The organism is Cupriavidus phytohabitans, assembly GCF_000426345.1.
Classification (GTDB): Bacteria; Pseudomonadota; Gammaproteobacteria; order Burkholderiales; family Burkholderiaceae; genus Cupriavidus.
In genome coordinates this window covers 57,963-80,233 of the sequence record NZ_AUFE01000030.1, presented here as the reverse complement: position 1 = coordinate 80,233, position 22,271 = coordinate 57,963, and the positions used below count along the sequence as shown (strand labels likewise).

At 68.9% G+C, this 22,271-nt stretch carries 22 protein-coding genes and 1 pseudogene; 13 read left to right on the top strand and 10 right to left on the bottom strand.

All coding sequences use genetic code 11. The features are described 5' to 3' along the window. Positions 1–197 precede the first annotated feature (197 nt). The 4 genes from phnN to phnF form a co-directional block, all read right to left on the bottom strand. Complete coding sequence (gene phnN, locus K309_RS0120990) at positions 198–773, bottom strand: phosphonate metabolism protein/1,5-bisphosphokinase (PRPP-forming) PhnN (protein ID WP_029048252.1); 576 nt, start codon at positions 771–773, stop codon at positions 198–200. Then, positions 770–1,492, bottom strand: a complete 723-nt coding sequence (locus K309_RS0120985) for a DUF1045 domain-containing protein (RefSeq protein WP_029048251.1) — start codon at positions 1,490–1,492, stop codon at positions 770–772. The genes phnN and K309_RS0120985 overlap by 4 nt, the downstream gene beginning before the upstream one ends. Continuing rightward, the gene (locus K309_RS36970) at positions 1,489–2,691 is read right to left on the bottom strand and encodes an alpha-D-ribose 1-methylphosphonate 5-triphosphate diphosphatase (RefSeq protein WP_084402482.1); all 1,203 of its coding nucleotides are present in this window, start codon (positions 2,689–2,691) and stop codon (positions 1,489–1,491) included. The genes K309_RS0120985 and K309_RS36970 overlap by 4 nt, the downstream gene beginning before the upstream one ends. Positions 2,692–2,760: 69 nt before the next feature. After that, positions 2,761–3,495 (bottom strand): phosphonate metabolism transcriptional regulator PhnF, encoded by a 735-nt coding sequence (gene phnF / locus K309_RS0120975; protein WP_029048250.1) that lies wholly within the window; start codon positions 3,493–3,495, stop codon positions 2,761–2,763. A gap of 173 nt (positions 3,496–3,668) precedes the next feature. Between phnF and phnG the strand changes: the two genes are divergently transcribed. From phnG to K309_RS0120940, 7 genes are read left to right on the top strand one after another with little or no spacing between them, the layout of a single operon-like run. Next, on the top strand, positions 3,669–4,166 hold the full coding sequence (gene phnG, locus K309_RS0120970) for a phosphonate C-P lyase system protein PhnG (protein ID WP_035878021.1): 498 nt from the start codon (positions 3,669–3,671) through the stop codon (positions 4,164–4,166). A 1-nt stretch (position 4,167) separates the two neighbouring features. After that, positions 4,168–4,794, top strand: coding sequence for a phosphonate C-P lyase system protein PhnH (phnH, locus tag K309_RS0120965; protein ID WP_035878016.1), 627 nt, complete (start codon positions 4,168–4,170; stop codon positions 4,792–4,794). 1 nt (position 4,795) lies between these two features. Further along, a complete protein-coding gene (locus K309_RS0120960) occupies positions 4,796–5,962 on the top strand; it encodes a carbon-phosphorus lyase complex subunit (protein WP_029048247.1) in 1,167 nt (388 codons plus the stop codon). Continuing rightward, complete coding sequence (locus K309_RS0120955; RefSeq protein WP_029048246.1) at positions 5,959–6,861, top strand: alpha-D-ribose 1-methylphosphonate 5-phosphate C-P-lyase PhnJ; 903 nt, start codon at positions 5,959–5,961, stop codon at positions 6,859–6,861. Before K309_RS0120960 ends, K309_RS0120955 begins: the two co-directional genes overlap by 4 nt. Next, positions 6,858–7,634, top strand: a complete 777-nt coding sequence (gene phnK, locus K309_RS0120950) for a phosphonate C-P lyase system protein PhnK (RefSeq protein ID WP_029048245.1) — start codon at positions 6,858–6,860, stop codon at positions 7,632–7,634. The genes K309_RS0120955 and phnK overlap by 4 nt, the downstream gene beginning before the upstream one ends. A 5-nt stretch (positions 7,635–7,639) precedes the next feature. Continuing rightward, positions 7,640–8,386 carry a phosphonate C-P lyase system protein PhnL gene (phnL, locus tag K309_RS0120945; protein WP_029048244.1) on the top strand — a complete coding sequence of 249 codons (747 nt, stop codon included), beginning with the start codon at positions 7,640–7,642 and terminating at the stop codon, positions 8,384–8,386. A gap of 24 nt (positions 8,387–8,410) precedes the next feature. Next, the gene (locus K309_RS0120940; protein ID WP_029048243.1) at positions 8,411–9,619 is read left to right on the top strand and encodes an alpha-D-ribose 1-methylphosphonate 5-triphosphate diphosphatase; all 1,209 of its coding nucleotides are present in this window, start codon (positions 8,411–8,413) and stop codon (positions 9,617–9,619) included. Positions 9,620–9,746: 127 nt separating this feature from the next. On the opposite strand, the gene K309_RS0120935 is transcribed toward K309_RS0120940, so the two are convergent. Continuing rightward, positions 9,747–10,130 (bottom strand): META domain-containing protein, encoded by a 384-nt coding sequence (locus K309_RS0120935; RefSeq protein ID WP_029048242.1) that lies wholly within the window; start codon positions 10,128–10,130, stop codon positions 9,747–9,749. Between the two features lie 404 nt (positions 10,131–10,534). Here K309_RS0120935 and yihG point away from each other — a divergent pair, with 404 nt between their 5' ends. Continuing rightward, the gene (gene yihG / locus K309_RS0120925; RefSeq protein ID WP_029048240.1) at positions 10,535–11,437 is read left to right on the top strand and encodes a 1-acylglycerol-3-phosphate O-acyltransferase, YihG family; all 903 of its coding nucleotides are present in this window, start codon (positions 10,535–10,537) and stop codon (positions 11,435–11,437) included. Positions 11,438–11,478: 41 nt separating this feature from the next. On the opposite strand, the gene K309_RS0120920 is transcribed toward yihG, so the two are convergent. From K309_RS0120920 to K309_RS36965, 3 genes are read right to left on the bottom strand one after another with little or no spacing between them, the layout of a single operon-like run. Further along, on the bottom strand, positions 11,479–13,326 hold the full coding sequence (locus tag K309_RS0120920; RefSeq protein WP_029048239.1) for an NAD(P)-binding protein: 1,848 nt from the start codon (positions 13,324–13,326) through the stop codon (positions 11,479–11,481). Positions 13,327–13,368: 42 nt separating this feature from the next. Beyond that, complete coding sequence (locus K309_RS0120915) at positions 13,369–14,703, bottom strand: c-type cytochrome (RefSeq protein ID WP_051320530.1); 1,335 nt, start codon at positions 14,701–14,703, stop codon at positions 13,369–13,371. 50 nt (positions 14,704–14,753) lie between these two features. Further along, on the bottom strand, positions 14,754–14,978 hold the full coding sequence (locus tag K309_RS36965; protein WP_035878013.1) for a DUF2970 domain-containing protein: 225 nt from the start codon (positions 14,976–14,978) through the stop codon (positions 14,754–14,756). Between the two features lie 153 nt (positions 14,979–15,131). Here K309_RS36965 and K309_RS0120905 point away from each other — a divergent pair, with 153 nt between their 5' ends. Then, entirely contained in the window at positions 15,132–16,547 is a 1,416-nt protein-coding gene (locus tag K309_RS0120905) for an aminotransferase-like domain-containing protein (RefSeq protein ID WP_029048237.1), read from the top strand. Between the two features lie 6 nt (positions 16,548–16,553). On the opposite strand, the gene K309_RS0120900 is transcribed toward K309_RS0120905, so the two are convergent. Beyond that, entirely contained in the window at positions 16,554–18,062 is a 1,509-nt protein-coding gene (locus K309_RS0120900; protein WP_029048236.1) for a glycine betaine ABC transporter substrate-binding protein, read from the bottom strand. 216 nt (positions 18,063–18,278) lie between these two features. On the opposite strand from K309_RS0120900, the gene K309_RS0120895 reads away from it, so the two are divergent. From K309_RS0120895 to K309_RS0120880, 4 genes and pseudogenes are all read left to right on the top strand, one after another. Continuing rightward, on the top strand, positions 18,279–19,289 hold the full coding sequence (locus tag K309_RS0120895; protein ID WP_029048235.1) for a LysR family transcriptional regulator: 1,011 nt from the start codon (positions 18,279–18,281) through the stop codon (positions 19,287–19,289). Further along, positions 19,282–20,748 carry a flavin-containing monooxygenase gene (locus K309_RS0120890; RefSeq protein WP_029048234.1) on the top strand — a complete coding sequence of 489 codons (1,467 nt, stop codon included), beginning with the start codon at positions 19,282–19,284 and terminating at the stop codon, positions 20,746–20,748. The genes K309_RS0120895 and K309_RS0120890 overlap by 8 nt, the downstream gene beginning before the upstream one ends. An 88-nt stretch (positions 20,749–20,836) precedes the next feature. Continuing rightward, positions 20,837–21,322 (top strand): annotated as a pseudogene (locus tag K309_RS0120885) (CMD domain-containing protein); the annotation flags it as partial. Further along, the gene (locus tag K309_RS0120880; RefSeq protein WP_029048232.1) at positions 21,319–21,915 is read left to right on the top strand and encodes a peroxidase-related enzyme; all 597 of its coding nucleotides are present in this window, start codon (positions 21,319–21,321) and stop codon (positions 21,913–21,915) included. The pseudogene K309_RS0120885 and the gene K309_RS0120880, both read left to right, overlap by 4 nt. On the opposite strand, the gene K309_RS36960 is transcribed toward K309_RS0120880, so the two are convergent. After that, complete coding sequence (locus tag K309_RS36960) at positions 21,900–22,265, bottom strand: cupin domain-containing protein (protein ID WP_035878009.1); 366 nt, start codon at positions 22,263–22,265, stop codon at positions 21,900–21,902. The two genes, K309_RS0120880 and K309_RS36960, sit on opposite strands and share 16 nt — an antisense overlap. Positions 22,266–22,271: the final 6 nt, after the last annotated feature.

Here is a 22,271-nt window from a genome sequence, read left to right as displayed (position 1 = left end):
ACTACGATAAGAGTGGCCGCCCGCAGGGCCGTAAACGCGCTTTTTGGTTACTTTTTGCCGCTCGGGCAAAAAGTGACCCGCCCAGGAGGGCGGAATCAGGCGGTTCAACAGCCGACAGCATGTCATCAACGGCGACAGCGGCCGCTTAAACAGCCGACAGCATGCCACCACCAGCGACAACGGCAACAAAAGCTCAGCTACACATCCCCCACCCCCACCACCCGCGCCAAAGCATCCGCCGACGCCCGCAACGCCCCACTGTTATCGATCTCCACCAGCATGCAGCCATCCGGAACATCAAACACCTGCCCCGCACGCACCAGCCGCCGCGCGATCGACTCATCTGACTCACGCCCACGCTGACGCAACCGCGCCGCCAGCACCTCCGGCTTGACCCGTACATGGATAGCGCAAAGCTTCGGATATCGCGCCACCGCCTGCGGCAGGTACTCCCGCGATCCATTGACGATCACCGTCAATCCTGCAGCCAGCCACTGCTCGATCTCGACCCCAATCCCATAGTGCAGCCCATGGCTGTGCCAGTTCAGCGCCAGGCATCCAAGCGCCTGGCGGCGCTGGAACTCATCGGGACTAAGGGCCACCGATGCTTCATTGGCATCGGCCTCGCGCGTGATATAGCGATGCGCCACCACGACGCGATCGTCGGGCCCCAACCGCTCGCGCAGCGCGCGCAGCAGCGAATCCTTGCCGCTGCCGGACGGCCCCATTACGTAGAACAGGCCACTGCCGTCAGACTTGATTCCCGTACTCATGCGTCCAGGTACGCCGCGCCGGCGCCATCGTTGATACTGCCATCGAAGCCATAGTGGCGACCGACGATAAAGTCGTCGCCAGCGCGCGGCTGCACGAATACGCTGATGCCATCGACATGCAGCGGCGTTTCCAGCAGCTTGCCGCTATCCGCCGACAGCCGTGCCAGCGCGGCCGCCTCGCTGGCGGCATCGAGCATGCCGGTCAGCGTGATATGGAAGACAAAGGTCTCGAACACGTACGGATAGCCCCACGCATCGAGCATCTGGCGCTGTGCCGCGCTCAGCTGCTCCGGCCTGCGTCGTGCCAGTTCGGCCTGGGCCGGCGGCGCCCGGAAGCGCTCGAATGCCACCACGCTGGCATCGGCCAGCGCCTGCATCGGCAGTGACGCTTCGGCCAGGCACCATGCGACAAAGCCCCGCAGCGAGCGCAACGCCAGCGGCGCGTCGAACCCTTCGCGGCCGCGCGCAAATTCTCGTGCCGCGGCGTCGAGCTGCGCGCCGTCGGTGCCGGCGGCAAGCCGGAACGGCGGCTTCAGCGTGGCATGCAGGCCATAGTGGGCCGGCGCCCGCACCCACTCTGAGGGCGGCGCCGTGAACCCGGACGGCATGGGCATGGCCGCACCGGTATCGGCATCGCGGCCAAGCCACTGGCTGCCGAAGGCACGGAACGGCTCGCCCGGCGCCAGGTAGATCGCGTAACGGTGAGCATGCATGGTCATGCCGCCAGTGTACCGGCGTCGGCAAGATCGACCAGCGGCGGCATCGCCGCGGCATGCTTCAGTTCGCCATTGACGAGGGTGGCGCAGACGCGCGGCGCACCGGGCTGTCTGTCGTCGACCAGGATCGCGTCGGCGCGCAGGCCCGCTGCCAGCGTGCCGCGATCGCGCAGTCCGGCGGCACGCGCAGGATTGCGCGACACGAGGTGCCACGCGCCCTGCAGGTCGAGCACGCCCAATTGCGCCAGGCGCAGCGCCGCCTGCAGCGGCGCCGGGTAGTAGTAGTCGGAAGCGAGCACCGTGCACAGGCCGGCGGCCACCATCTCGGTCGCATTGGGCGCGCCGGTGTGGCTGGTGCCGCGCACCACGTTGGGCGCGCCGAACACGATGTCGTCGCCCAGCTGGCGCGCCAGCGTGGCGGCGTCGATGGTCAGCGGAAACTCGGCGATACGGCAGCCGCGGCGGTGGTAGTGCTGGCGCGTAACTACGTCCGGGTCGTCATGCGAAGCCACCGGCAGGCCGGCCGCGCGCGCGGCGGCGATCAGGCGCGCCATCGCCTCCGGCACTTCCTGCGCATTGGCGCTGGCCGCACGCAGGCGCCGGCGGAAGGTCTCGACGTCGCACTCAGCGCGTTCGGCGTACTGCCGCAGCTTGCCTTCGTCGGCCATGCGGCGCGCCATCATCGGCAAATGGTCGTTGATGGCGAGCAGGCCAATGCGCCCATCGGCGATCCAGGCGAGCGCGGTATCGACGCCGGCGAGGTGGAATGCCTCGAAGCGCAGATGCACCTTGTGCTCGGCGCCAAGCATGGGGCGCAGCTGCGCGAGCGCTTCGAACATGCGCAGCGCATAGGCTTCGCCGCGCAGCCCGCCCTCCCACGACAGGGTCACGCCATGGAACTCGGTGGTGATGCCGTTTGCGAGCAGCTGGCGGTCCACGTCGAGCAGCGCACCCGCATACGGAAAACTGACGCCCGGGCGCGGCATGACGGCGCGCTCGAATGCATCGCCATGGATATCGACGATGCCGGGCAGCACCAGCAGGTCGCCCGCGTCAAGCCATAAGCCGGATGCAGGCGCATGCTGGGCGACAGTGCCATCGCGCCAGCCAAGCGTAGCCGGCCCCAGGCCCGCCGCACCAAGCACGCGGCGCCCCGTGATGCCGCTCAGCTGCGGCGCTTGGGTAGGAATGATCGTATGCATGGACATGCACGTTAGCGCGGACAAATGACAAACAGATGTCTAGACCAATGCGCGCGGCCTCGGTGCGCCTCAGTCGCTGTCCGACACCGTCAGCTGCACCCAGTCCCCGGCAAAGCGCGTCACGCTGTACTGCACTGGAACGCCATCGATATCGACATTGAGCGCCTCCACCTGCAGCACCGGCCGCGTCTTGGGCTGGTTCAGGAGCCGTGCCACCGGGGCGCTCGGCATCGCGGCGGTAATGCGCGACCACTTGCGCGTGTAGTCAGCGATGCCGAACTGCGCGAGCGCACGCGACACCGACTGCTGCGCGCGCAGCGCCTCCTCGATGCCAGGAAAGCGCTTCGGATCGAAATAATGCTCGGCAACGTCGATGGTGCGCGCCTCTGCCCGCCCGAGCATCTGCACGTGCAGCACCGGCGCCGTGCGCGCCAGGCCCAGGTGGCGTGCGATCTCCGGCGCGCGCAGTTCCTGGCAGCCGATGATCTCGGTATGCCCGCGCATGCCCTGCGCGGCCAGGTTCTGCGAAAAGCGCGTGCGCCGCCCGATCGCGTAGTCGATCGCATGCTCCTGCACGAAGGTGCCGCGGCCCTGCTCGATGCGCACCAGTCCGCTCAGCTCCAGTTCACCCATGGCGCGCCGGATGGTGTGCCGGTTCACGGCAAAGCGTGTCGCCAGCTCCGGCTCCGGCGGCAGCTGCTCGCCGGGCTGGTACAGCTTGTTGCGGATGTCATCCGCCAGCGCCTCGCCGATCTGGCGCCACACGGCCACGCCGGAACCCCGTTCTACTTCCCGATCAGACATCCTGCCCTCTTGTCATCAAGCGTTCATTGGTGCCATGCGATTGTGCCCGAGTTATGCCGGCATGGCAGGGAGCCAGACTAATGCCGGGCAGCGTCATGAAACGTTCATCTGCCTGTGGTCTAGTAGCGGCGTGTTCACGTTGTGACATCTAAACGTATAGACGTATAGGGGTGATGATGCAAAGCGAAACCGCCGGTCCGGCAATGACCGATGCGATCCCGGCCCGCGCTGCGTGGCTGCGGGTATTGGCGATGGCGCCAACCGAGGCGCTCGATGCCGCCTATGCCCGGCTGGGCCAGGCAGCGGCCCTGCCCGCGTGGCGCCTGCTGCGCAAGCCTGAATCCGGCATGGCGATGGTGCGCGCGCGTGCCGGCGGCACCGGAGCGCAGTTCAACCTCGGCGAAATCACGGTCACGCGCTGCGCGGTCGTGCTGGAAGACGGCGATGCCGGCACAGTAGGCGTGGCCTATGTGCAGGGCCGCAGCACGCAACACGCGCAGCAGGCGGCGATGCTGGACGCGCTGCTGCAGCGGCCGGCCTGGCACCAGCGCGTGCACGACGCCGTGCTGGCGCCATTGGCCGATGCCCATGCCGCTCGGGCGGCGCAGCAGGCAGCTACCGCCGCGCAAACGCGCGTGGAGTTCTTCACCATGGTCCGGGGAGAGGACTGACATGATTTCCACCAGGACATCCGCCACCCCGATGCCTTCCGCCGCCACTTCGCTGGTGCCGGGCTTCGACAACCCGGTCGACGACGCCCAGCAGGTTTTCCGCGCCACGCTGCATGCCTTTGCCCATCCCGGACAAGTCCAGTCCCTGCCGGCGACCACCGGCCTGCCCGACGGCCTGTCGCCGGCGCTTGGCGCGCTGCTGCTGACGCTGGCTGATCCCTACACCCCGGTGTGGCTGCCGGCGGGCGTACCCGCCGCCGCGCGCGCTTTCCTGCGCTTCCATTGCGGCTGCCCGCTGACCGACGACCTGCGCGCCGCCACCTTTGTATGCGTGCCCGCCGGCCACGCCATGCCGGCGCTGGCCGACTGCGCGCAGGGCGAGCCCGCGTTCCCGGACCGTTCGGCCACGTTGCTGGTGGAAGTCGCGTCGCTCGGCGACGGCGACACCTTCACGCTGCGCGGCCCCGGTATCGAACACACGCAAACGCTGCGCGTGACCGGCCTGGAGGCCGACTTCCGCGGCGCCTGGCGCGCCAACAACGACCGCTTTCCGCTGGGTGTCGACCTGCTGCTCGCCAGCGGCGACCGGTTCTGCGCGCTGACGCGCACCACGCAGATGGAGGCCTGACATGTATGTAGCCGTCAAAGGTGGCGAACGCGCCATCCTGAATTCCTACCAGATGCTCGACGCCTATCGCCGCGGCGACACGGCACTGCCCGAGCTGACGCTGGCGCAGATCCGCGAGCAGATGCCGCTGGCGGTGTCGCGCGTGATGGCCGAGGGCTCGCTGTACGACCCGCACCTGGCCGCGCTGGCGCTGAAGCAGGCCGCAGGTGACCAGATCGAGGCGGTGTTCCTGCTGCGCGCGTACCGGACTACGCTGGCGCGCTTTGGCTATACCGTGCCGGTCGATACCGGCGCGATGCGCCTGCAGCGCCGGATTTCGTCGACGTTCAAGGACGTCCCCGGCGGGCAGGTACTCGGGCCGACCTACGACTACACGCAGCGCCTGCTGGACTTTTCGCTCGAATCCGGCCGCGATCCCGCACCGCTGCCGCCTTCGGCCGAGCCGCTGCCCGCCAGCATGCCGCGCGTGACCGGCCTGCTGGAGGCGGAACAACTGGTCGAAGCCGACGAGATCCCTGCCGGCGACCCCGCCCCGCCCGACCTGACGCGCGAACCGCTGACCTTTCCGGCCAGCCGCGCCGCGCGCCTGCAGAACCTGGCGCGCGCCGATGAAGGCTTCCTGCTGTCGATGGGTTATTCGACGCAGCGCGGCTATGGCAACTCGCATCCGTTTGCGGCGGAGATCCGCTTTGGCAGCGCCGAGGTCGAGCTGTTCGTCGAGGAACTCGGCTTCGCCGTGACGATCGGCGAAATCGAGCTGACCGAATGCCAGATGGTCAGCCAGTTCACCGGCAACGCCGACGAAGCGCCGCGCTTCACGCGTGGCTACGGCCTGGTGTTTGGCTACAACGAGCGCAAGGCGATGTCGATGGCGCTGACCGACCGCGCCATGCGCGCCGCCGAACTCGGCGAGGCCGGCGACGCCCCGGCCAACGATATCGAGTTCATGCTGTACCACAGCGACAATGTCGAGGCCTCCGGCTTCGTGCAGCACCTGAAGCTGCCGCACTACGTCGACTTCCAGGCCAACCTGGAACTGCTGCGTCGCCTGCGCGGCGAACAGGAAGGCACGAATGCCGCCGCCGCGCCGGCCGATTCGCAATCCATGCAACCCATGCAACCCGCATCGCATCTGCAGCCCCAGCCGCAAGAGGAGACGCTGGCATGACCGCCGCGAACGCATCCGCCGCCACGGGCATCGCCCGCGACGAGCACTACAACTTCGGTTACCTCGACGAATCGACCAAGCGCATGCTGCGCCGCGCCCTGCTCAAGGCCGTGGCGATCCCCGGCTACCAGGTCCCTTTCGGCAGCCGCGAAATGCCGCTGCCCTACGGCTGGGGCACGGGCGGCATCCAGGTCACCGCCGCCATCATCGGCAAGCCCGACATGCTCAAGGTGATCGACCAGGGTTCCGACGACACCACCAACGCCATCAATATCCGCCGCTTCTTCGGCCGCGTGACCGGCGTGCAGACCACCGAGCGCACCGCCGAGGCGACCATCATCCAGACCCGCCACCGCATTCCGGAAACCCCGCTGCGCGCGGGCCAGACCATGGTGTTCCAGGTGCCGATCCCCGAGCCGCTGCGCTGGCTGGAACCGAGCGAGACCGAGACCCGCACCATGCATGCGCTGTCCGAGTACGGCGCGATGCACGTGAAGCTCTATGAAGACATCGCCCATCACGGGCATATCGCCACCACCTACGACTATCCCGTGATCGTCAACCAGCGCTACATGATGCGGCCCTCGCCGATTCCCAAGTTCGACAACCCCAAGCTCGACCGCAGCCCCGCGCTGATGCTGTTTGGCGCAGGGCGCGAGAAGCGCGTCTATGCCGTGCCGCCGTACACCTCGGTAAAGAGCCTGGATTTCGCCGACCATCCGTTCACGGTCGAGAAGTGGACGAGCTGCTGCGCGCAATGCGGCGCCACCGACAGCTACCTGGACGAGATCATCACCGACGATGCGGGCACGCGCATGTTCGTCTGCTCGGACACCGAGTACTGCGCCGACCGCCAGGCCGGGCAAGCGGTCAAGCACGCCGCGGGAGGTGCACGATGAGCACGACCCCGCTGCTGTCGGTGCGCAACCTGACGCGCACCTGGGACGGCCTGCATGGCTGCCATGACGTCAGCTTCGACCTCTATCCCGGCGAAGTGCTGTGCGTGGTCGGCGAATCCGCCTCGGGCAAGAGCACGCTGCTGCAGGCCTTGTCGATGCAGGCGCCGCCGCAGCGCGGCAGCGTCAGCTACGACATGCGCGAGTCCGGCCTGACCGACCTGGCCACGCTGTCGAGCGCACGCATGCGGCTGCTGGCACGCACCGACTGGGGCTTCGTGCGCCAGCATGCCCGCGACGGCCTGCGCATGCAGGTCAGCGCGGGCGCCAATATCGCCGAGCGCCTGATGGCGGTGGGCGAGCGCCACTACGGCAACCTGCGCGAAGTCGCCGGCAGCTGGCTGGAAAAAATGGAGATCGACCTGGCCCGCCTCGACGATGTCCCCGGCACGTTCTCCGGCGGCATGCAGCAGCGCCTGCAGATCGCGCGCAACCTGGTCACGCATCCACGGCTGGTGTTCATGGACGAGCCCACCGCGTCGCTCGATGTCTCGGTGCAGGCGCGCCTGCTCGATCTGCTGCGCCGGCTGGTCTCCGATCTCGGCCTGGCCGCCGTGCTGGTCACGCACGACCTCGCCGTCGCGCGCCTGCTGGCGCACCGCACGCTGGTGATGCAGGGCGGCCGCGTGGTCGAGCAAGGCCTGACCGACCAGATCCTCGACGACCCGCAGCACCCCTACACGCAGCTGCTGGTCTCTTCCATCCTGCAAGGCTGACGACAATGCAAGCAGACAATGCACAGAAGCTGAAGAAGCTGGTTGAGGTGCGCGGCCTCGGCAAGATGTTTACGCTGCACAACCAGGGCGGCATCCGCCTGCCGGTGCTGAACGCGATCGATTTCGACGCCGCGCGCGGCGAATGCCTGGTGCTGTCGGGCCCTTCCGGCACCGGCAAGAGCACGCTGCTGCGCTGCCTCTATGGCAATTACCTGGCCACCGAAGGCAGCATCCGCCTGCGCGACACCAGCGCCGACGGCGAGCCGTGGGTCGAACTGAACAGCGCCCCCGAACAGCGCGTGCTGAAGCTGCGCCGCGACGTGATCGGCTATGTCAGCCAGTTCCTGCGCGCGATCCCGCGCGTGTCGGCGCTGGACGTGGTGGCCGATCCGCTGCAGCAGCGCGGCACCAGCCATGAAGAAGCGCGCGAGCGCGCCGAGGTGCTGCTGGAACGGCTCAACCTGCCGCGCCGGCTGTGGGAACTGCCACCGGCAACGTTCTCCGGCGGCGAGCAGCAGCGCGTCAACATCGCCCGCGGCCTGATCGGCGGGCACCCGATCCTGCTGCTCGACGAGCCGACCGCCTCGCTCGATGCCGACAACCGCGCGGTCGTGGTCGAGCTGATCCGCGAAGCACTGGCCGACGGCCGCGCGCTGATCGGCATCTTCCACGACGAGGCGGTACGCGATGCCGTGGCGACGCGCCTGCTGCCGCTGCAGCCCGCCACTGCCCTCGCCCCCAACTGCCAGTAACTGTCCAGAACAACGGAGCCGGACATGACCGCAACCTACCTGACGCACGCCACCCTGGTACTGCCCGACCGTGTGCTGCACGACAGCGCGCTGCTGATCGAGGACGGCCATATCGCCGCCATCGAACCATCTGCCGCGCCTGCAAACGCCCACGTGATCGGCCTGCGCGGCCACACCGTGATGCCCGGGCTGATCGACGTGCATTGCGATGCCATCGAGAAAGAGGTGGAACCGCGTGCCAACGTGCTGTTCCCGCTGGATTTCGCCGTGGCACAGGTCGACCGCCGCAACGCCGCGGCTGGCATCACCACGCCGTACCATGCGCTCTCCTTTGCCGGCAACCACTTCGGCGTGCGCAACGTCGACACCGCCGCCACGCTGGTGCGCACCGTGGCCGCGTTCCGCAGCCATAGCCTGGTCGACAACCGCGTCCACTGCCGCTATGAAGTGACCGATGCCAGCGCCGTGCCGGTACTGGAAAAGCTGATGGCCGAGGGTGTGGTCGACCTGCTGTCGGTGATGGACCACTCGCCGGGCCAGGGCCAGTTCAAGACGCTGGACGCCTACCTCGCCTACATGATCGGCAACCACGGCATGACCCGCGAGGAAGCCGCCGACGCCGCCGACAAGAAAGCTGCCGCGCTGGACGGCGCGCATGAACGCGTCAACCGGCTGGTGGCACAGGCGCACCGTCTCGGCATCCCCACGGCCAGCCATGACGACGATTCGCCGCAGCGCATCGCCGCCATGCAGGCGCTGGGCGTGCGCATGAGCGAGTTCCCGATCAACCTGGAGACCGCGCAAGCCGCGTGCGCACAGGCACTGCCGACCATCCTGGGCGCACCCAACGTGCTGCGCGGCAAGAGCCAGAGCGGCTCGATGCGCGCCATCGACGCCATCCACGCCGGCGTCGGCACCATCCTGTGCTCGGACTACCAGCCGTCAACGCTGATTGCAGCGGCCTATGCCGCCGCCCGGCAGGCCGAACTGCCGCTGAATGAAGCGCTCGCGCTGGTGACGGCAAACCCCGCGGAAGCCTGCCTGCTGCGCGACCGGGGCCGGCTGGCGCCGGGCCTGCGCGCCGACGTGATCGCCGTAGCCAGCGTGGCCGGCCAGCCAATGGTCACCCATACGTGGTCGGCGGGGCGGATGGTGTTTGCGGCGGGGTACCGCGGCGGCCCGCCCGAGCCGACGGCCATGTCCCGGCGGCAAGCAATGCACGCGCTGGCCTGAATCGGGTTCATTACGCGCCACCACGCATCAGGCTCTTGGGCGTAGATGTCATAGAAGGGATTGCCAACGGCTACTGGCGCCGCGGACGCTGATATTTCGCCTCTGCCGCAGGAAATGCAGGACGCCCTTAAGGCAACCCATCCGCCGGCAACACGCTTAACCCCGACGCGCTGGTCGACATGGTCCTGCGCTGGCTCCTGAGTACGCCGTTCTCGTCGAACTCAAGCAGCACCATCGACGACTTGATGGACCCGCCGGCAAACAACGGCCCGATGAAGGGGATAAAACTCTCGGGATGCGGCCGGGAGCTAGCAAAGGAATAGACCAGGATGGTCGAGCCGTTGCTGAGCGTCGTCTGCGAGGTCGGCTTGCCCAGCTGCGCGGTCACGTCGTCGAGCGTGGAGAAGTCGAGCAGGAAGTTCTCCAGGTGCTCCTGCCGGACGTCGACGCCCGTCGAAACGCAGGCAGCCAGCATCGTGCTGGCCGCGATCAGGGCGTAAACGCGCTTCATGCCGTCACCGCCATACCGTTGTGCGTGGCGGGGAGCGTATGCAGGGCCGTGGTGCCAGCGTAGCCCCGCATTGCGTCCGGCATGCCCATTATCAAAGCATAGACGCTCCCGCCGGCGTTGGTTTGCGTCTTCAGCAAGGCGCAGCCTGATCCGGTTTGCCCCGGCGATGCAGGTGCCTCCGGGGCCATTCCGGATCCGCTTCCTGTCGTACACTAGGCACTGCCGCCGCACTGAACCGTGCGATTCCATGTTCGTAGTGCCCGCCTTGACTCTGCTCAAGCCCTTATCTGCCGAGCGCTAGCAAACTGTCGTCCATGACTTTTCCTACCTCGCCATCCGGCACGCCCCGTGCCGGCAACGCTGGCCAATCCAGCGCCTCGCCCAGGTCCCATCGCCCCCTGCCCTTGCCGCGCGGGCGTCTTTCTTGGATCACCGGCATCGTCAGCTGGATCGTGCTGATTGCCAGCACCCTGTTCTGGTGCCTGTTGCTGTTCCCGCTGGCGCTGCTGAAGCTGGTGCTGCCGTTCGCCGCGGTCCGCCGGCGCATCGATCCGGTGCTCAACGGCATTGCCACGGGGTGGATCTCCTGGAATACCGGCTGGTTCGCGCGCATCCAGCAGGCGCCGTGGGATGTCCAGGGCAACACCGGGCTGCGCTACGCGGACTGGTACCTGGTCAACTGCAACCACCAGTCTTGGGCCGATATCTTTGTGCTGCAGCGCGCGCTGAACCGCCGCATCCCTCTGCTGAAGTTCTTCCTGAAGCAGCAGCTGATCTATGTGCCGGTGATCGGGCTGGCGTGGTGGGCGCTGGACTTTCCGTTCATGAAGCGCCATGGCAAGACAGAACTGCGCCGCAATCCGGCGCTGCGGCGCCAGGACCAGGAAACGGCGCGGCGCGCGTGCGAGAAATTCTCGCTGGTGCCCACCAGCGTGATGGTGTTTGCCGAGGGCACGCGCTTCAGCGCGGCCAAGCGCGCCGCGCAGGCGTCGCCGTATCGTCACCTGCTCAAGCCCAAGGCGGGTGGACTGGCGGTGGCGCTGAATGCGATGGGAACGCGCTTTCGCTCGATGATCGACGTGACCATCGCCTATCCCGACGGCATACCGAGCTTCTGGGACCTGGCATGCGGCCGCGCCGGCATGGTGGTGGTGCGCATGCACCAGCTGGAGGTGCCACCGGCGTTCTGCGAGGCCGACTACACCACCGACAAGGCGTTCCGCACGGAATTCCACCACTGGCTGGCGCATCAGTGGCAGTCCAAGGACGACGAGATCGAGGCCCTGACGACCCGGCGCGACGACTGACCGCGCGCGCATCAACCGGCCGCCGCCCTCCGCCGCCCCTCTTACCCCGGCAGCCGCTCCACCGCCCGCTTGCCCTGGCTGACCGCCGCCGTCACCGACGGGCTGCCGGCATTGTCGCTGTTGGCAATGCTGATGTTGCCAACCCCGGCCAGATTCGGCCAGGCCGCGTCGGCCGCCACGTTCTCGCCGGCCACGCTGTCCGGCATATAGCTGTAGCCGTGCGCCCAGCGGTTCACCGTGATGCCGCGGATCACTTTGCTGGCGCTGAAGCCGGCCTGCCCCAGCATCCCGTCCAGCTGCGCGCGGATGTCGCGCTCCAGCGCCTCGAAGGGCGTCCCGAGCAGGAAGGCCCGGCCGGCTCGGAAGCGGTCGCGCGCGCGCATGCCGCTGTCGGGCACGGTAGGCACATAAAGCATGTGCAGCACCGCCGGGTCGGACGGGCGAGATCCCGCGGGCGGCTCCAGCCACAGGTCGGTGTATGTCATGGCTGGCGCGTGAATGCGCCGCGCGCGCAGCGCGGCGAAGGCCTGCCAGTTATCGAGCGCCACCTTGGTGTAGACCAGCGGAGCCTTGGCCTCGTCGCGCAGGACCGCCTTCTGTGCCGCCGGCAGCGACGGCAGCAGGTACGGGATCATCATGTTGTAGCCGGCCAGCACCACGTGGCGCGCTTCGACACGGTGCAGGTTGCCGCGCCAGCCGTAGGTCACGCGAGTGATGTTGCCATCGGGCTCGACCGCGATCGCGGTGCTGTTCAGCCGCAGCCGCACCGGCGCGCCGTCGCGGTCCAGCCGGCTGTAGTCGAACGCGGCGGCGGCCACGTCGGCGGGGGTGGCAATCGACGCCACGCCGGGAACCAGGCTGTGCACCAGCAGCCGCGCCAGCGAGGCATTCCCGTCCGGGAACCACAGGCGCGAGGCCGGAGACTTGCCCAGCCGGGGGTTCGGCGCCGGCGCTGGCATGTTGGCGCCGACGGGCAGCCCGATCGCGATCGCATCGGCCACCGATATGCCGTCGGCATCGAGCGCATAGGCATCGTTGCTGCGGCTGCGCAGGAAGCGCAGCGCCGGCAGGCCGAGGCCGGCCTTGTCGCGCAGGAAGGCGGCGTAGCGCATGGTGCGCAGTGCAGCGGCGCGTGCGGCGCCGTCGAGCCCGGGCAGGTAGTCGGTGGCGCCGGCCGCCAGTCGGGCCAGCGCGGCGCGGTCCGCCGCGGGTAGCGGCGCCTGCTCGAGAAAGCGCTGCAGGCCCGCGGCGTCGGGACCCTGCGCGCGCAGGCCATTGCGCGCATCGGCCAGCTCGCCGAACGGATCGCCGCCGATCCACTGGTCGCGGCCGAAATGCTCGGCATCGAAAAACACGGCACGGCCCATGCCCTGCGCGGCATAAGGGTCGGACGGCGGCGCGGCCGGCGCACGCGCGGGATCGAGGCCGATGCCGGCCAGCAGCTCGCGCATGGCGGTGTCGCTGGCCGCGCCGGGCGGCATCTCGGCGCTGCCCCCATAGGTGACCAGCCGCTGGCCGCGGACGGTGAATTCGTTGCGCTTGGCGTGGCCGCCGAAGTCGTCGTGGTTGTCGAGGATCAGGATGCGCCGGGCGGCGCCGAAACGGCGCCGGTAGAACCACGCCGCCGACAGTCCGCTCAGCCCGCCGCCGACCACGACCAGGTCAAAGGCCTCGCGCGCCAGCACCACGGGATATTTGGCACCCTCGCGCGCCAGGCCGTGGGCCAGCGTATAAGTGCCGGCATGGTTGCCGCGCAGCCCGGTCAGGGCCGGCGGATAGCCGGCGCTTGCCGCCCCGACCTGCTGCGCGTGCAGCCATTGCGCCGGTGTCAGCCCGGCGGCAATGGTCAGCGCCGTGCCGTTGAGGAAGTCTCTGCGCGTGATCGTCATCGGATGCTCATCGAAATGCGGTGCGTGCCGGGGCGCTTCGTCTCAGGGCTGTGTCGCCAGGGCCTTGCGCCGCGCGGCCACGTCGGCTTCGGTCACCGGGCCGGCACGGTTGCCCCAGCCGCGCCGGATGAAAGTCAGCACGCTGGCCAGTTCCTGGTCGTCCAGCGTCCAGCCGTAGCCGGGCATGTGGTAGTCGGTGGCGGCGGTGCCGACGCGCGCGGTCACGGCGCCATCGAGCAGCAGGTTGACCAGCGACGCCGGATCGGGATCGGCCACGGTCGGGTTGCCTGCCAGCGGCGGAAACACGCGCGCGAAGCCCCTGCCATCTGCGCCATGGCACGGCATGCAGAACACCGCATACTGGCGTGCGCCCGGCAGGTCGAAGCGGCCCTGGTGCAGTTGCCGCGCGGTGGCCGGATCGGGGCGGAACGGCTTGTCCTCGCCGCGCGCGCCGGGCAGCGACTTGAGGTAGGCCGCCACGGCATCGAGGTCGCCCTGACTCATGTATTGCGTGGCGGTGGAAATGACAGTGGACATTGGTCCGAACGAGGTCGCGTGCCCGTTGCGCCCGGTGCGCAGGAACTCGGCAATGTCTGTGCGCGACCATGCGCCGAGGCCGGTGACCTGGTCGCCGGTCAGGTTGGTCGCCGACCAGCCTTCCACGCTGGCGCCGGACAGGAAGTGGCGGCTGCGCTCGTCCAGGCCTTTCTCGGCAAACAACCGGCCGCGCGGTGTGTGGCAGGCACCGCAGTGGGCCACCGCCTGCACCAGGTAGGCGCCCCGGTTCCAAGCGTCGCCGCGCGCGGGCTCGATGCGAACCGGGTCATCATCGAGAAACAGCAGGTTCCACACCGATAGCAGCGAGCGCATGCCGTACGGAAAGCGCAGCTGCGGCGCCGGGTTGCGCTGCGCCACCGGCACGACCTCCGCGCGCAGGTAGGCATACAGCGCGGTCACATCGTCGGCACGCATGCGGGCGTAGGAGGGGTACGGCATGGCCGGATAGAGGCGCCTGCCGTCGCGCGCCACGCCCTGGCGCAGCGCGCGGTCAAACTCGGCCAGCGTATAGGCGCCGATTCCGTTGGCGGCGTCGGGGGTGATATTGGTCGAGTGGAGGGTGCCGACGGCGGTGCGGATCAGCAACCCGCCGGCAAACGGCTTGCCGCCTTCGGCGGTATGGCATGCGGCGCAGTTGCCGATGCGCGCGAGATAGCGGCCGCGTTCGACCTGCTGCGCCTCGGGGGTGCCCGCGGCCAGCGCCGGACGGAGCGGGCCGGCAACCAGCAGCGCCAGGGAAAGCCACAGCCAGGGCAGCCAGGGCAGCCGTCGCACCGGCAGCAAAGCGGCGGCGCGACGCCGCCCGGTCGGGCAAGACATGGGGTCGATCAGCTTGTTGTTGTGATGGGAATGTAACGCGACGCCGCTGCTCAGGCTATCGTCATGGCCGGCACGGCGCCTGCCGCCGCCGACGCGCTCGACACGGCCCAGTTGGCGGCCAGCACCAGGCAGGCCACCAGCCCGGCGGCCACGGCCACGCCGGTCAGGATCAGCGGCACGGGGCGCAGGTTCTCCAGGTCGCGCTGGTGTTCCTGGCCCTTGCGCAGGCCAAGGAAGCCCCACAGCACGGTCCGCAGCAGCCTCAACGGGTTCATTGTCTCTCCTTGCACGAAAAGCCTTTGGCGACGACAAGCGATTATGGCGGCCACCCGCCAGGCATAACAGCATCAGATACCCGGAAAATTTACGTATCAGTTGCCGGGCCCGGGCGATAATGCCACGACACACCCCGCCCCGGACAGCGCCCCATGAAACGGTACGAAGCCCTCGCCGAAACCCTGGCCGCCGATATCCGCAACGGCAGCCTGCCGCCCGGCACCCGCCTGCCATCGATCCGCAAGACCGTGGCGCAATACGGCGTCAGCCCTTCCACCGCGTTTCAGGCCTACTACCGGCTGGAAGAGCGCGGCCTCGTGCGCGCGCGCGAGCGTTCGGGCTACTACGTCGCCGGGGCGGCGCGGCGCGACCTGCCGCAGCCGCAGGCCCGGCCGTCGCGGCAGGCCTCGACCCAGGTCGACATTTCCAAGCTGGTGTTCGCGGTGCTGGAGGGCGCGCGCGACCGCAAGCTGGTGCAGTTCGGCTCGGCGTTCCCGTCGCCCGAACTGTTCCCGTGGGAGCGGCTGGGCAAGTCGCTGGCGCGGGCCGGCCGTGCGCTCGATCCGTGGCATTCGGTCAACGACCTGCCGCCCGGCAACGCGGCGCTGCGGCGGCAGATTGCACTGCGCTACCTCGGCGCGGGCGCGCCGCAGCCGGCCGAGGACCTGGTCGTCACCAACGGCGCGCTGGAGGCGCTGAACCTGTGCCTGATGGCCGTGACCCAGCCGGGCGATGTGGTTGCGATCGAATCGCCGGGCTTCTACGCCGCGCTGCAGGCGCTGGAACGGCTGCGCCTCAAGGCACTGGAGATCCCGGTCGATCCGGCCGAGGGCATCGACCTGGGCGCGCTCGACAACGCGCTGTCGCGCCACCCGGTCAAGGCCTGCTGGTTCATGACGCAGTTCCAGAATCCGCTCGGCGCCAGCATGTCGGAAGACAAGAAGAAGGCGCTGGTGGCGCTGCTCGCACGCCATCAGGTGCCGCTGATCGAGGACGATGTCTATGGCGAGCTTTATTTCGGCAACCGCTGCCCGCTGCCGGCCAAGGCCTTCGATACGCAGGGGCTGGTAATGCACTGCAGTTCGTTCTCGAAGACGCTGTCGCCGGGCTTCCGCATCGGCTGGGTGGCGCCGGGCCGCTTCGGCGAGGCGATCCAGCGGCTCAAGCTGATGACCACGCTGTCGGCCGGCGTGCCCACCCAGGTGGCGCTGGCCGAGTACCTGCAGCACGGCGGCTACGACAAGCACCTGCGCCGCCTGCGCCATGTGCTGGAAATGCAGCAGGGCCAGATGCTCGACGCCATCGGACGGCATTTCCCCGAGGGCGTGCGCGTATCGCGGCCGGATGGCGGATATTTCCTGTGGGTCGAGTTCGCGCCCGGATTCGATGCGCTGGCGCTGCACCATGCCGCGCTGGAGGCCGGCATCGGACTGGCGCCGGGGCCGATCTTCTCGGCGCGGCAGGGCTACCGCAACTGCATCCGGCTCAACTATGGGCATTTGTGGAACGACGAAGCGGAGGCGGCAATCGCCACGCTTGGGCAGCTGATCGCGCAACAGTCCGCCTGAACGCTGTCAGCGCGTGTCGCGGTGGCGGCGCAGCGCCCATTCGAGCGTCTCGAACGCGGCCTGCACGGCGAGCGCCAGCAGCGCGGCCGGAATCGCGCCGGCAAGCAGCAGCGTGGTGTCGTTGAGCGCCAGCCCGGTGGCGATACGCTCGCCAAAGCCGCCGGCGCCGACGAAGGCCGCGATCGTGGCCGTACCCACGCTGATGATGGCGGCGGTCTTGACGCCGGCCAGCAGCACCGGCAGCGCCAGCGGCAGTTCCACGTAGCGCAGGACCTGGCCGCCACGCAGCCCGAGCGCGCGGGCCGCGTCGCGCATGCCCGGCGGCACCTGCTCCAGCCCGGTGGCGGTGTTGCGCACGATTGGCAGCAGCGCATACATGAACAGCGCGACCAGCGCGGGCCACACGCCGATGCGGCCCAGCAACGGGATCAGCATCGCCAGCAAGGCCAGCGACGGCACGGTCTGCAGCACACTGACGGCGCCCAGCACCACTTGCCCGGTGCGCCGGCGGCGCGCGGCCAGGATGCCCAGCGGCACGCCGGCCAGCGTGGCAGCGCCGACCGCCCCGGCCACCAGGCCGACGTGGCGCCGCGCCAGCCGGTTGGTGTCGGGACCAAGCAGCGCGCCGAGCAGGCGGCGATCGCTGCTGCCCGCCGCCGCGGCTGCGGACGCCGGCGCCGCGCCCGGTTCCGTGCCGGGGTTCGAGCCACGCGCCAGAAACTCTCGCGCGACGACATCGAACGGCTTGCGGTCGATCTCCGCCGCGGCGTTCATCGCTACCATGTCAGCCGCGCTGATGCGGCCCGACAAGCGCTGCAGCGCCTGCCACGCCTGCGGGAAGCGCTGCGGCACGTCCAGCCGGTACACCACCACCGCGTCATAGCGCGGGAAATAGCGCCGGTCATCCTCCAGCACGCGCAGCCGGTACTTGAGGATCTTGGCGTCGGTCGAATAAATGTCGATCGCATCCACCTGCCCCGCTGCCAGCGCCTCATAGGCAACGCCGTGGTCCAGCCCGACCGGCTGCTGCGGCAGGCGATAGCGGCTGGCAAGACCGGGCCAGCCGTCCGCCCGGCCGAGGAATTCGTGCGACAGGCCCAGCCGCAGCCGCGGCTGCGCGGCCAGGTCGCTGAGCCGACGCAGGTTGGGCGGGCGGGTGTCGGAGACGGCCAGTGCGTAAGTGTTTTCGAAGCCGAGCGGGATCGCGGCACCCAATCCCAGCGGGGCCAGCGCCCGCTGGATGGCGTCCAGTCCGGCGCCAGGCGGCAACTTCAGGATCTCCGCGGCGAGCGTGCCGGTGTAGTCGGGATAGAGGTCGATGCTGCCGGCCTTGAGCGCCTCGAACACGATCGCGGTATTGCCCAGCCCTTGCTGGTGCTGCGCGGTGCCGCGCGGGCCGGCGGCCTGCGTCAGCAGTTCGCCAAGGATGTAGGACTCGGTAAAGCGCTTGGAGCCGACGCGCAAGGGGTCGGCGGCCTGCGCGGGTTCCGCCCCGACAAGTGCTGCAGCAAGCATCCATAGGACCACGCGCCACAGCGTGGGTTTTTCATGGATCTGCCGATTGCCACTGAGGCCACTGAGCCAGGCCAACACATCCGTCCTTTTGGTAGGGCCGGTGTGCGCCCGGCATCTCTACATCATAGCGGTGGCATAGCCTTATCCCGAAATAGTATTTGCCATTTGCATGATGAACACGTCAGAATCCAGATTACACATACATCGCCAACGCCAATGGAAATCCGGCAACTGGAAGCTTTCGCCGCCGTCGTGACCACCGGCAGCGTTACCGCCGCGGGCCGCCTGCTCGGCCGCTCGCAGCCGGCCATCACGCGCCTGATCCAGGAGCTGGAGGCCGAACTCGGCTTTGCGCTGTTCACCCGCAGCGGCCCGCGCGTCAGTCCGACGGAACAGGGCTTCCTGCTCTACGACGAGGTCGAGCAGACGCTGGCTGGCATGCAGCAGATCCGCAACCGGGCTGCGGCGCTGGCGCGCGGCGACGGCCGGCCACTGCGCATCGCGGCCACCCCGGCACTGGCCGCCGGCCTGCTGCCGCCCGCGCTGGCGCTGGCCTTCGAACGCGGCCTGTGCGCGCCGGAACGGGTGGCCGTGCAAGGCGTATCGCCGGAACAGGTCGTGCATGCCGTGCTGACCGGCGCCGCAGACATCGGGCTGAACAGCCTGCCGCTGGAACACCGCGGCGTGAACGTGCACTGGATCGGCCAGTCGGCATGCGTGGCGGCGGTGCGCGGCGACGATCCGCTCGCGGCCCAGGCAGCGATTTCATTGCAGGATTGCCGCGCGCGCCGCATCGTCACCATGCAGAACCCCTACCGGCTACGCCGCCGTGTGGACCGGGCGCTGGCCAGTGCGGGCGTGCCCGCGGCCGGGGTGATCGACACCAACACCTCGATCAACGCGCTGACTTTGGTCCGCGCCGGCCTTGGCATTGCGCTGCTGGAGCCCGTGACCGCGCGCGGGCTGCCGCTGGCCGACATCGCGGTGCGCCCGATCGACGCGGATATCCCGTTCTATTTCGGCGTCATCACGCCGCAGGCGCGCCCGGCCAGCACCGCGGTGCTGGCGCTGGTTCAGGCGGTGGCCGATGCCGCCGCGGCGCTGCTGCCCGACCTGCTGATGCGCGACCCGGCCGAGCACGGCGCGCTGCTGCAATCGCTGTACGGCGACACCGGCGCCGGCACCGACATGTTTTCACCGGACACCGATCTTCCCAGCCATGACTGACCGCACCACTCCCACCCCCGCCGGCCTGCCCGGACTCGAGGCACGCCTGCGCCAGGACTTGTCCTGGCTGGACCTGCCCGCCAGGCCGTGGACCATGCCGCGTACCCACGATGGCCATGAAGTGCTCGATGTCGCCGTGATCGGCGGCGGCATGGCCGGCCTGGCGGCCAGCGCCACGCTGGCGCACCTTGGCATCCGCGTGCGCGCCTTTGACCACGCGCCGGCTGGTTTCGAAGGCCCATGGGCCACCACGGCGCGCATGGAAACCCTGCGTTCGCCCAAGCAGCTGACCGGCCCCGCGCTGGGCCTGCCGGCGCTGACCTTCCGCGCCTGGTTCGAGGCGCAGTTCGGCGAGGCCGCCTGGCAGGCGCTGGACAAGATTCCGCGCCTGCAATGGATGGACTACCTGCGCTGGTATCGACAGGTACTGGACCTCGATATCCGCAACGAGCACCGTGTCGAACAGATCGTGCCGCGCGCCGATGGCCTGGTGTCACTGTCGATGCAGTCCTCCGAAGGCCCGCTGACTGTCCTCGCGCGCCGTGTGGTACTGGCGACGGGGCGTGACGGCCTCGGCGGCGCCTACGTGCCGCCGCTGGCGGGGGCGCTGCCGCGCCACCTGTGGGCGCACTCGTCCGACGAGATGGATTACGCCACGCTGCGCGGCAAGCGCGTGGGCGTGGTCGGCGCCGGCGCGTCGGCGATGGACAGCGCCGCCACCGCGCTCGAAGCCGGCGCGGCCAGCGTCGAGCTGCTGGTGCGGCGCCAGGACATCCCGCGCGTCAACAAGAGCAAGGGCGCCGGCAACCCGGGGCTGACCCACGGCCACTATGGCCTCCCGGATGCCTGGAAATGGCGGCTGCGAAATTACATCAACACCGAGCAGGTGCCGCCGCCGCGCGGCAGCACGCTACGGGTGTCGCGCCACGCCAATGCGCATTTCAATCTGGGCGCGGCGCTGGAATCGGTCGAAGTGTGTGGCGATGTGCTGCACATCGGGACGCCGCGCGGCACGTACGAACTCGATTTCCTGATCTTCTCGACGGGCTTCCGCATCGACCTGGAAACCCGGGCGGAATTTGCCGCCTTTGCCCCGCATATCCGCTACTGGCGCGACCGCTATGTGCCGCCGGCAGGCCTGGAAGACCGCGAGCTGTCCGACTCGCCAGACCTGGGCGAAGCGTTTGAATTCCAGGAAAAGACCCAGGGCGCGTGCCCGGGCCTGTCGCGCATCCACTGCTTCTGCTACCCGGCGGCGCTGTCCCACGGCACCATTTCCGGCGATATCCCGGCGATCAGCGACGGCGCGCGCCGGCTCGGCCAGGGCATCGCCGCGCTGCTGTACCAGGAAGACGTCGAACTGCACTACGCCGCGCTGCAGGCCTTTGCCGAGCCGGAAGTCTTCGGCGACGAATGGACCCCGGCGCTGCCGCCGGCACATCGCACCGCGCATGCCTGACCGTAAACCTTTGAACCGATACCCGAACCAAGAGAGTCCGATGACACAGACCTCCGCCCCCGCGGTCGACCTGATCGACCAGCTCACCGGCCTGGCGCCCGGCAGCGCCACGCATGCGCTGCGCCACCAGCGCAACAAGGTCGTGGCCGCCACCCAGGGCAGCCATGACGCCCTGTTCGACCCGGCCTTGCCCGGCCTGTCGCTCGAAGAACGCTTGCTGGTCGCGCTGTACGCGGCGCGCCTGACGCCGTCCGCAGCGCTGGCGGCGCACTACCGCGCGCGGCTGGAACAACTGGGCGCCGCTGCAGCGCACGTGCGCGCCGCAGCCGAAGGCGAGCCTCAGGACATCACCGAGCCGCGCCTGCGCGCAATGCTGGTATTCACCCGCACACTGATCGAAAAGCCTGTCGAAGGCGACAAGGCCGCGTTGCAGGCGCTGCCCGCAGCGGGACTGAGCACACCCGCCGTGGTCACGCTGGCGCAGCTGATTGCCTTCCTGTCGTACCAGGTTCGGCTGGTAGCCGGCCTGGACGCCTTGAAAGCATTGAACGACACCGCAGGAGCCCAGGCATGAGCGAGATCATCCAATCCCACGGCTTTACCAACGAAGTGCTGGACTGGAAGGCCTGGCTCGATATCGTCGAACTGGACCAGGCCACGCCCGAGCAAATCGCCGTGCTCGAGGAAAGCCATCCCAAGGCCAAGGTGCAGGACTATTACCGCTTCCTGGTGCACCAGCCCGAGATCCTGCGCCAGCGCTCCACCGCCTTCAACGCCATCATGTACGCGCCCGGCGGCATGCCGCGCGCCGAGCGCGAGCTGGCGACCACGGTAGTGTCGCGCATCAATGGCTGCGTGTATTGCGCGTCGGTGCATGCGCAGCGCTTCGAGCAGCTGGCCAAGCGCAATGACGTGATCAGGGAAGTGTTCGAGGACCCGCGCACCGCCGGCACTACCGAGCGGGAAAAGGCGATTGCGCAGTTTTCGATCGCGCTGACGGAGCGGCCGGCGGAGGTGACCGCGGCACAGCTCAAGCCGCTGCGCGATGCGGGGGTGACGGATGCGGAGATCCTCGACCTGATCCACTCGGTCGCGATCTTCGCGTGGGCGAACCGGTTGATGTTGAATCTTGGGGAGCCGGTGTTTCCGGATCAGCCTAAGGGCTGAGGCGCTGGCGCCTTGTCGCCGGCATCGTAATGCACCGCCAGCCACACCGTAGGCTGCGCCGCATCGGTCCACGCCACGCGATGCCGGCAATGCGCGGGCAGATGCAGCCATTCCCCCGGCTGCATCACCCGCAATGCCGACTCGCCTTCCACTTCCAGCGCAGCACTGCCGCTGACCAGCAGCACCCACTCGGCTTCCGCGCTGTCATACCAGAACCCTGCCGGGCTGGCCTGCCCGTTGGAGACAATCCGCTCGATCTTCAGGCCAGGCCGCGTCAGCAGCGGCTGGAACACTTCTTCCGCCTGGTTCACCGGCACATCGGCCAGCAGGCTTCCATGCTCGAGCGCCATCACCGT

What these genes read in the sequence shown, in the direction of transcription:
- phnG (WP_035878021.1), top strand. Translation starts at nt 3,669, where the DNA reads ATGATGCAAAGCGAAACCGCCGGTCCGGCAATGACCGATGCGATCCCG.
- K309_RS0120935 (WP_029048242.1), bottom strand. Translation starts at nt 10,130, where the DNA reads ATGAAGCGCGTTTACGCCCTGATCGCGGCCAGCACGATGCTGGCTGCC.
- K309_RS36960 (WP_035878009.1), bottom strand. Translation starts at nt 22,265, where the DNA reads ATGGCGCTCGAGCATGGAAGCCTGCTGGCCGATGTGCCGGTGAACCAG.
- K309_RS0120955 (WP_029048246.1), top strand. Translation starts at nt 5,959, where the DNA reads ATGACCGCCGCGAACGCATCCGCCGCCACGGGCATCGCCCGCGACGAG.
- K309_RS0120920 (WP_029048239.1), bottom strand. Translation starts at nt 13,326, where the DNA reads ATGACGATCACGCGCAGAGACTTCCTCAACGGCACGGCGCTGACCATT.
- phnK (WP_029048245.1), top strand. Translation starts at nt 6,858, where the DNA reads ATGAGCACGACCCCGCTGCTGTCGGTGCGCAACCTGACGCGCACCTGG.
- K309_RS0120895 (WP_029048235.1), top strand. Translation starts at nt 18,279, where the DNA reads ATGGAAATCCGGCAACTGGAAGCTTTCGCCGCCGTCGTGACCACCGGC.
- K309_RS0120960 (WP_029048247.1), top strand. Translation starts at nt 4,796, where the DNA reads ATGTATGTAGCCGTCAAAGGTGGCGAACGCGCCATCCTGAATTCCTAC.
- K309_RS0120915 (WP_051320530.1), bottom strand. Translation starts at nt 14,703, where the DNA reads ATGTCTTGCCCGACCGGGCGGCGTCGCGCCGCCGCTTTGCTGCCGGTG.
- K309_RS0120880 (WP_029048232.1), top strand. Translation starts at nt 21,319, where the DNA reads ATGAGCGAGATCATCCAATCCCACGGCTTTACCAACGAAGTGCTGGAC.
- K309_RS0120940 (WP_029048243.1), top strand. Translation starts at nt 8,411, where the DNA reads ATGACCGCAACCTACCTGACGCACGCCACCCTGGTACTGCCCGACCGT.
- K309_RS36970 (WP_084402482.1), bottom strand. Translation starts at nt 2,691, where the DNA reads ATGCATACGATCATTCCTACCCAAGCGCCGCAGCTGAGCGGCATCACG.
- phnN (WP_029048252.1), bottom strand. Translation starts at nt 773, where the DNA reads ATGAGTACGGGAATCAAGTCTGACGGCAGTGGCCTGTTCTACGTAATG.
- K309_RS0120900 (WP_029048236.1), bottom strand. Translation starts at nt 18,062, where the DNA reads ATGCTTGCTGCAGCACTTGTCGGGGCGGAACCCGCGCAGGCCGCCGAC.
- K309_RS0120890 (WP_029048234.1), top strand. Translation starts at nt 19,282, where the DNA reads ATGACTGACCGCACCACTCCCACCCCCGCCGGCCTGCCCGGACTCGAG.
- phnF (WP_029048250.1), bottom strand. Translation starts at nt 3,495, where the DNA reads ATGTCTGATCGGGAAGTAGAACGGGGTTCCGGCGTGGCCGTGTGGCGC.
- phnL (WP_029048244.1), top strand. Translation starts at nt 7,640, where the DNA reads ATGCAAGCAGACAATGCACAGAAGCTGAAGAAGCTGGTTGAGGTGCGC.
- K309_RS0120905 (WP_029048237.1), top strand. Translation starts at nt 15,132, where the DNA reads ATGAAACGGTACGAAGCCCTCGCCGAAACCCTGGCCGCCGATATCCGC.
- K309_RS36965 (WP_035878013.1), bottom strand. Translation starts at nt 14,978, where the DNA reads ATGAACCCGTTGAGGCTGCTGCGGACCGTGCTGTGGGGCTTCCTTGGC.
- K309_RS0120985 (WP_029048251.1), bottom strand. Translation starts at nt 1,492, where the DNA reads ATGACCATGCATGCTCACCGTTACGCGATCTACCTGGCGCCGGGCGAG.
- phnH (WP_035878016.1), top strand. Translation starts at nt 4,168, where the DNA reads ATGATTTCCACCAGGACATCCGCCACCCCGATGCCTTCCGCCGCCACT.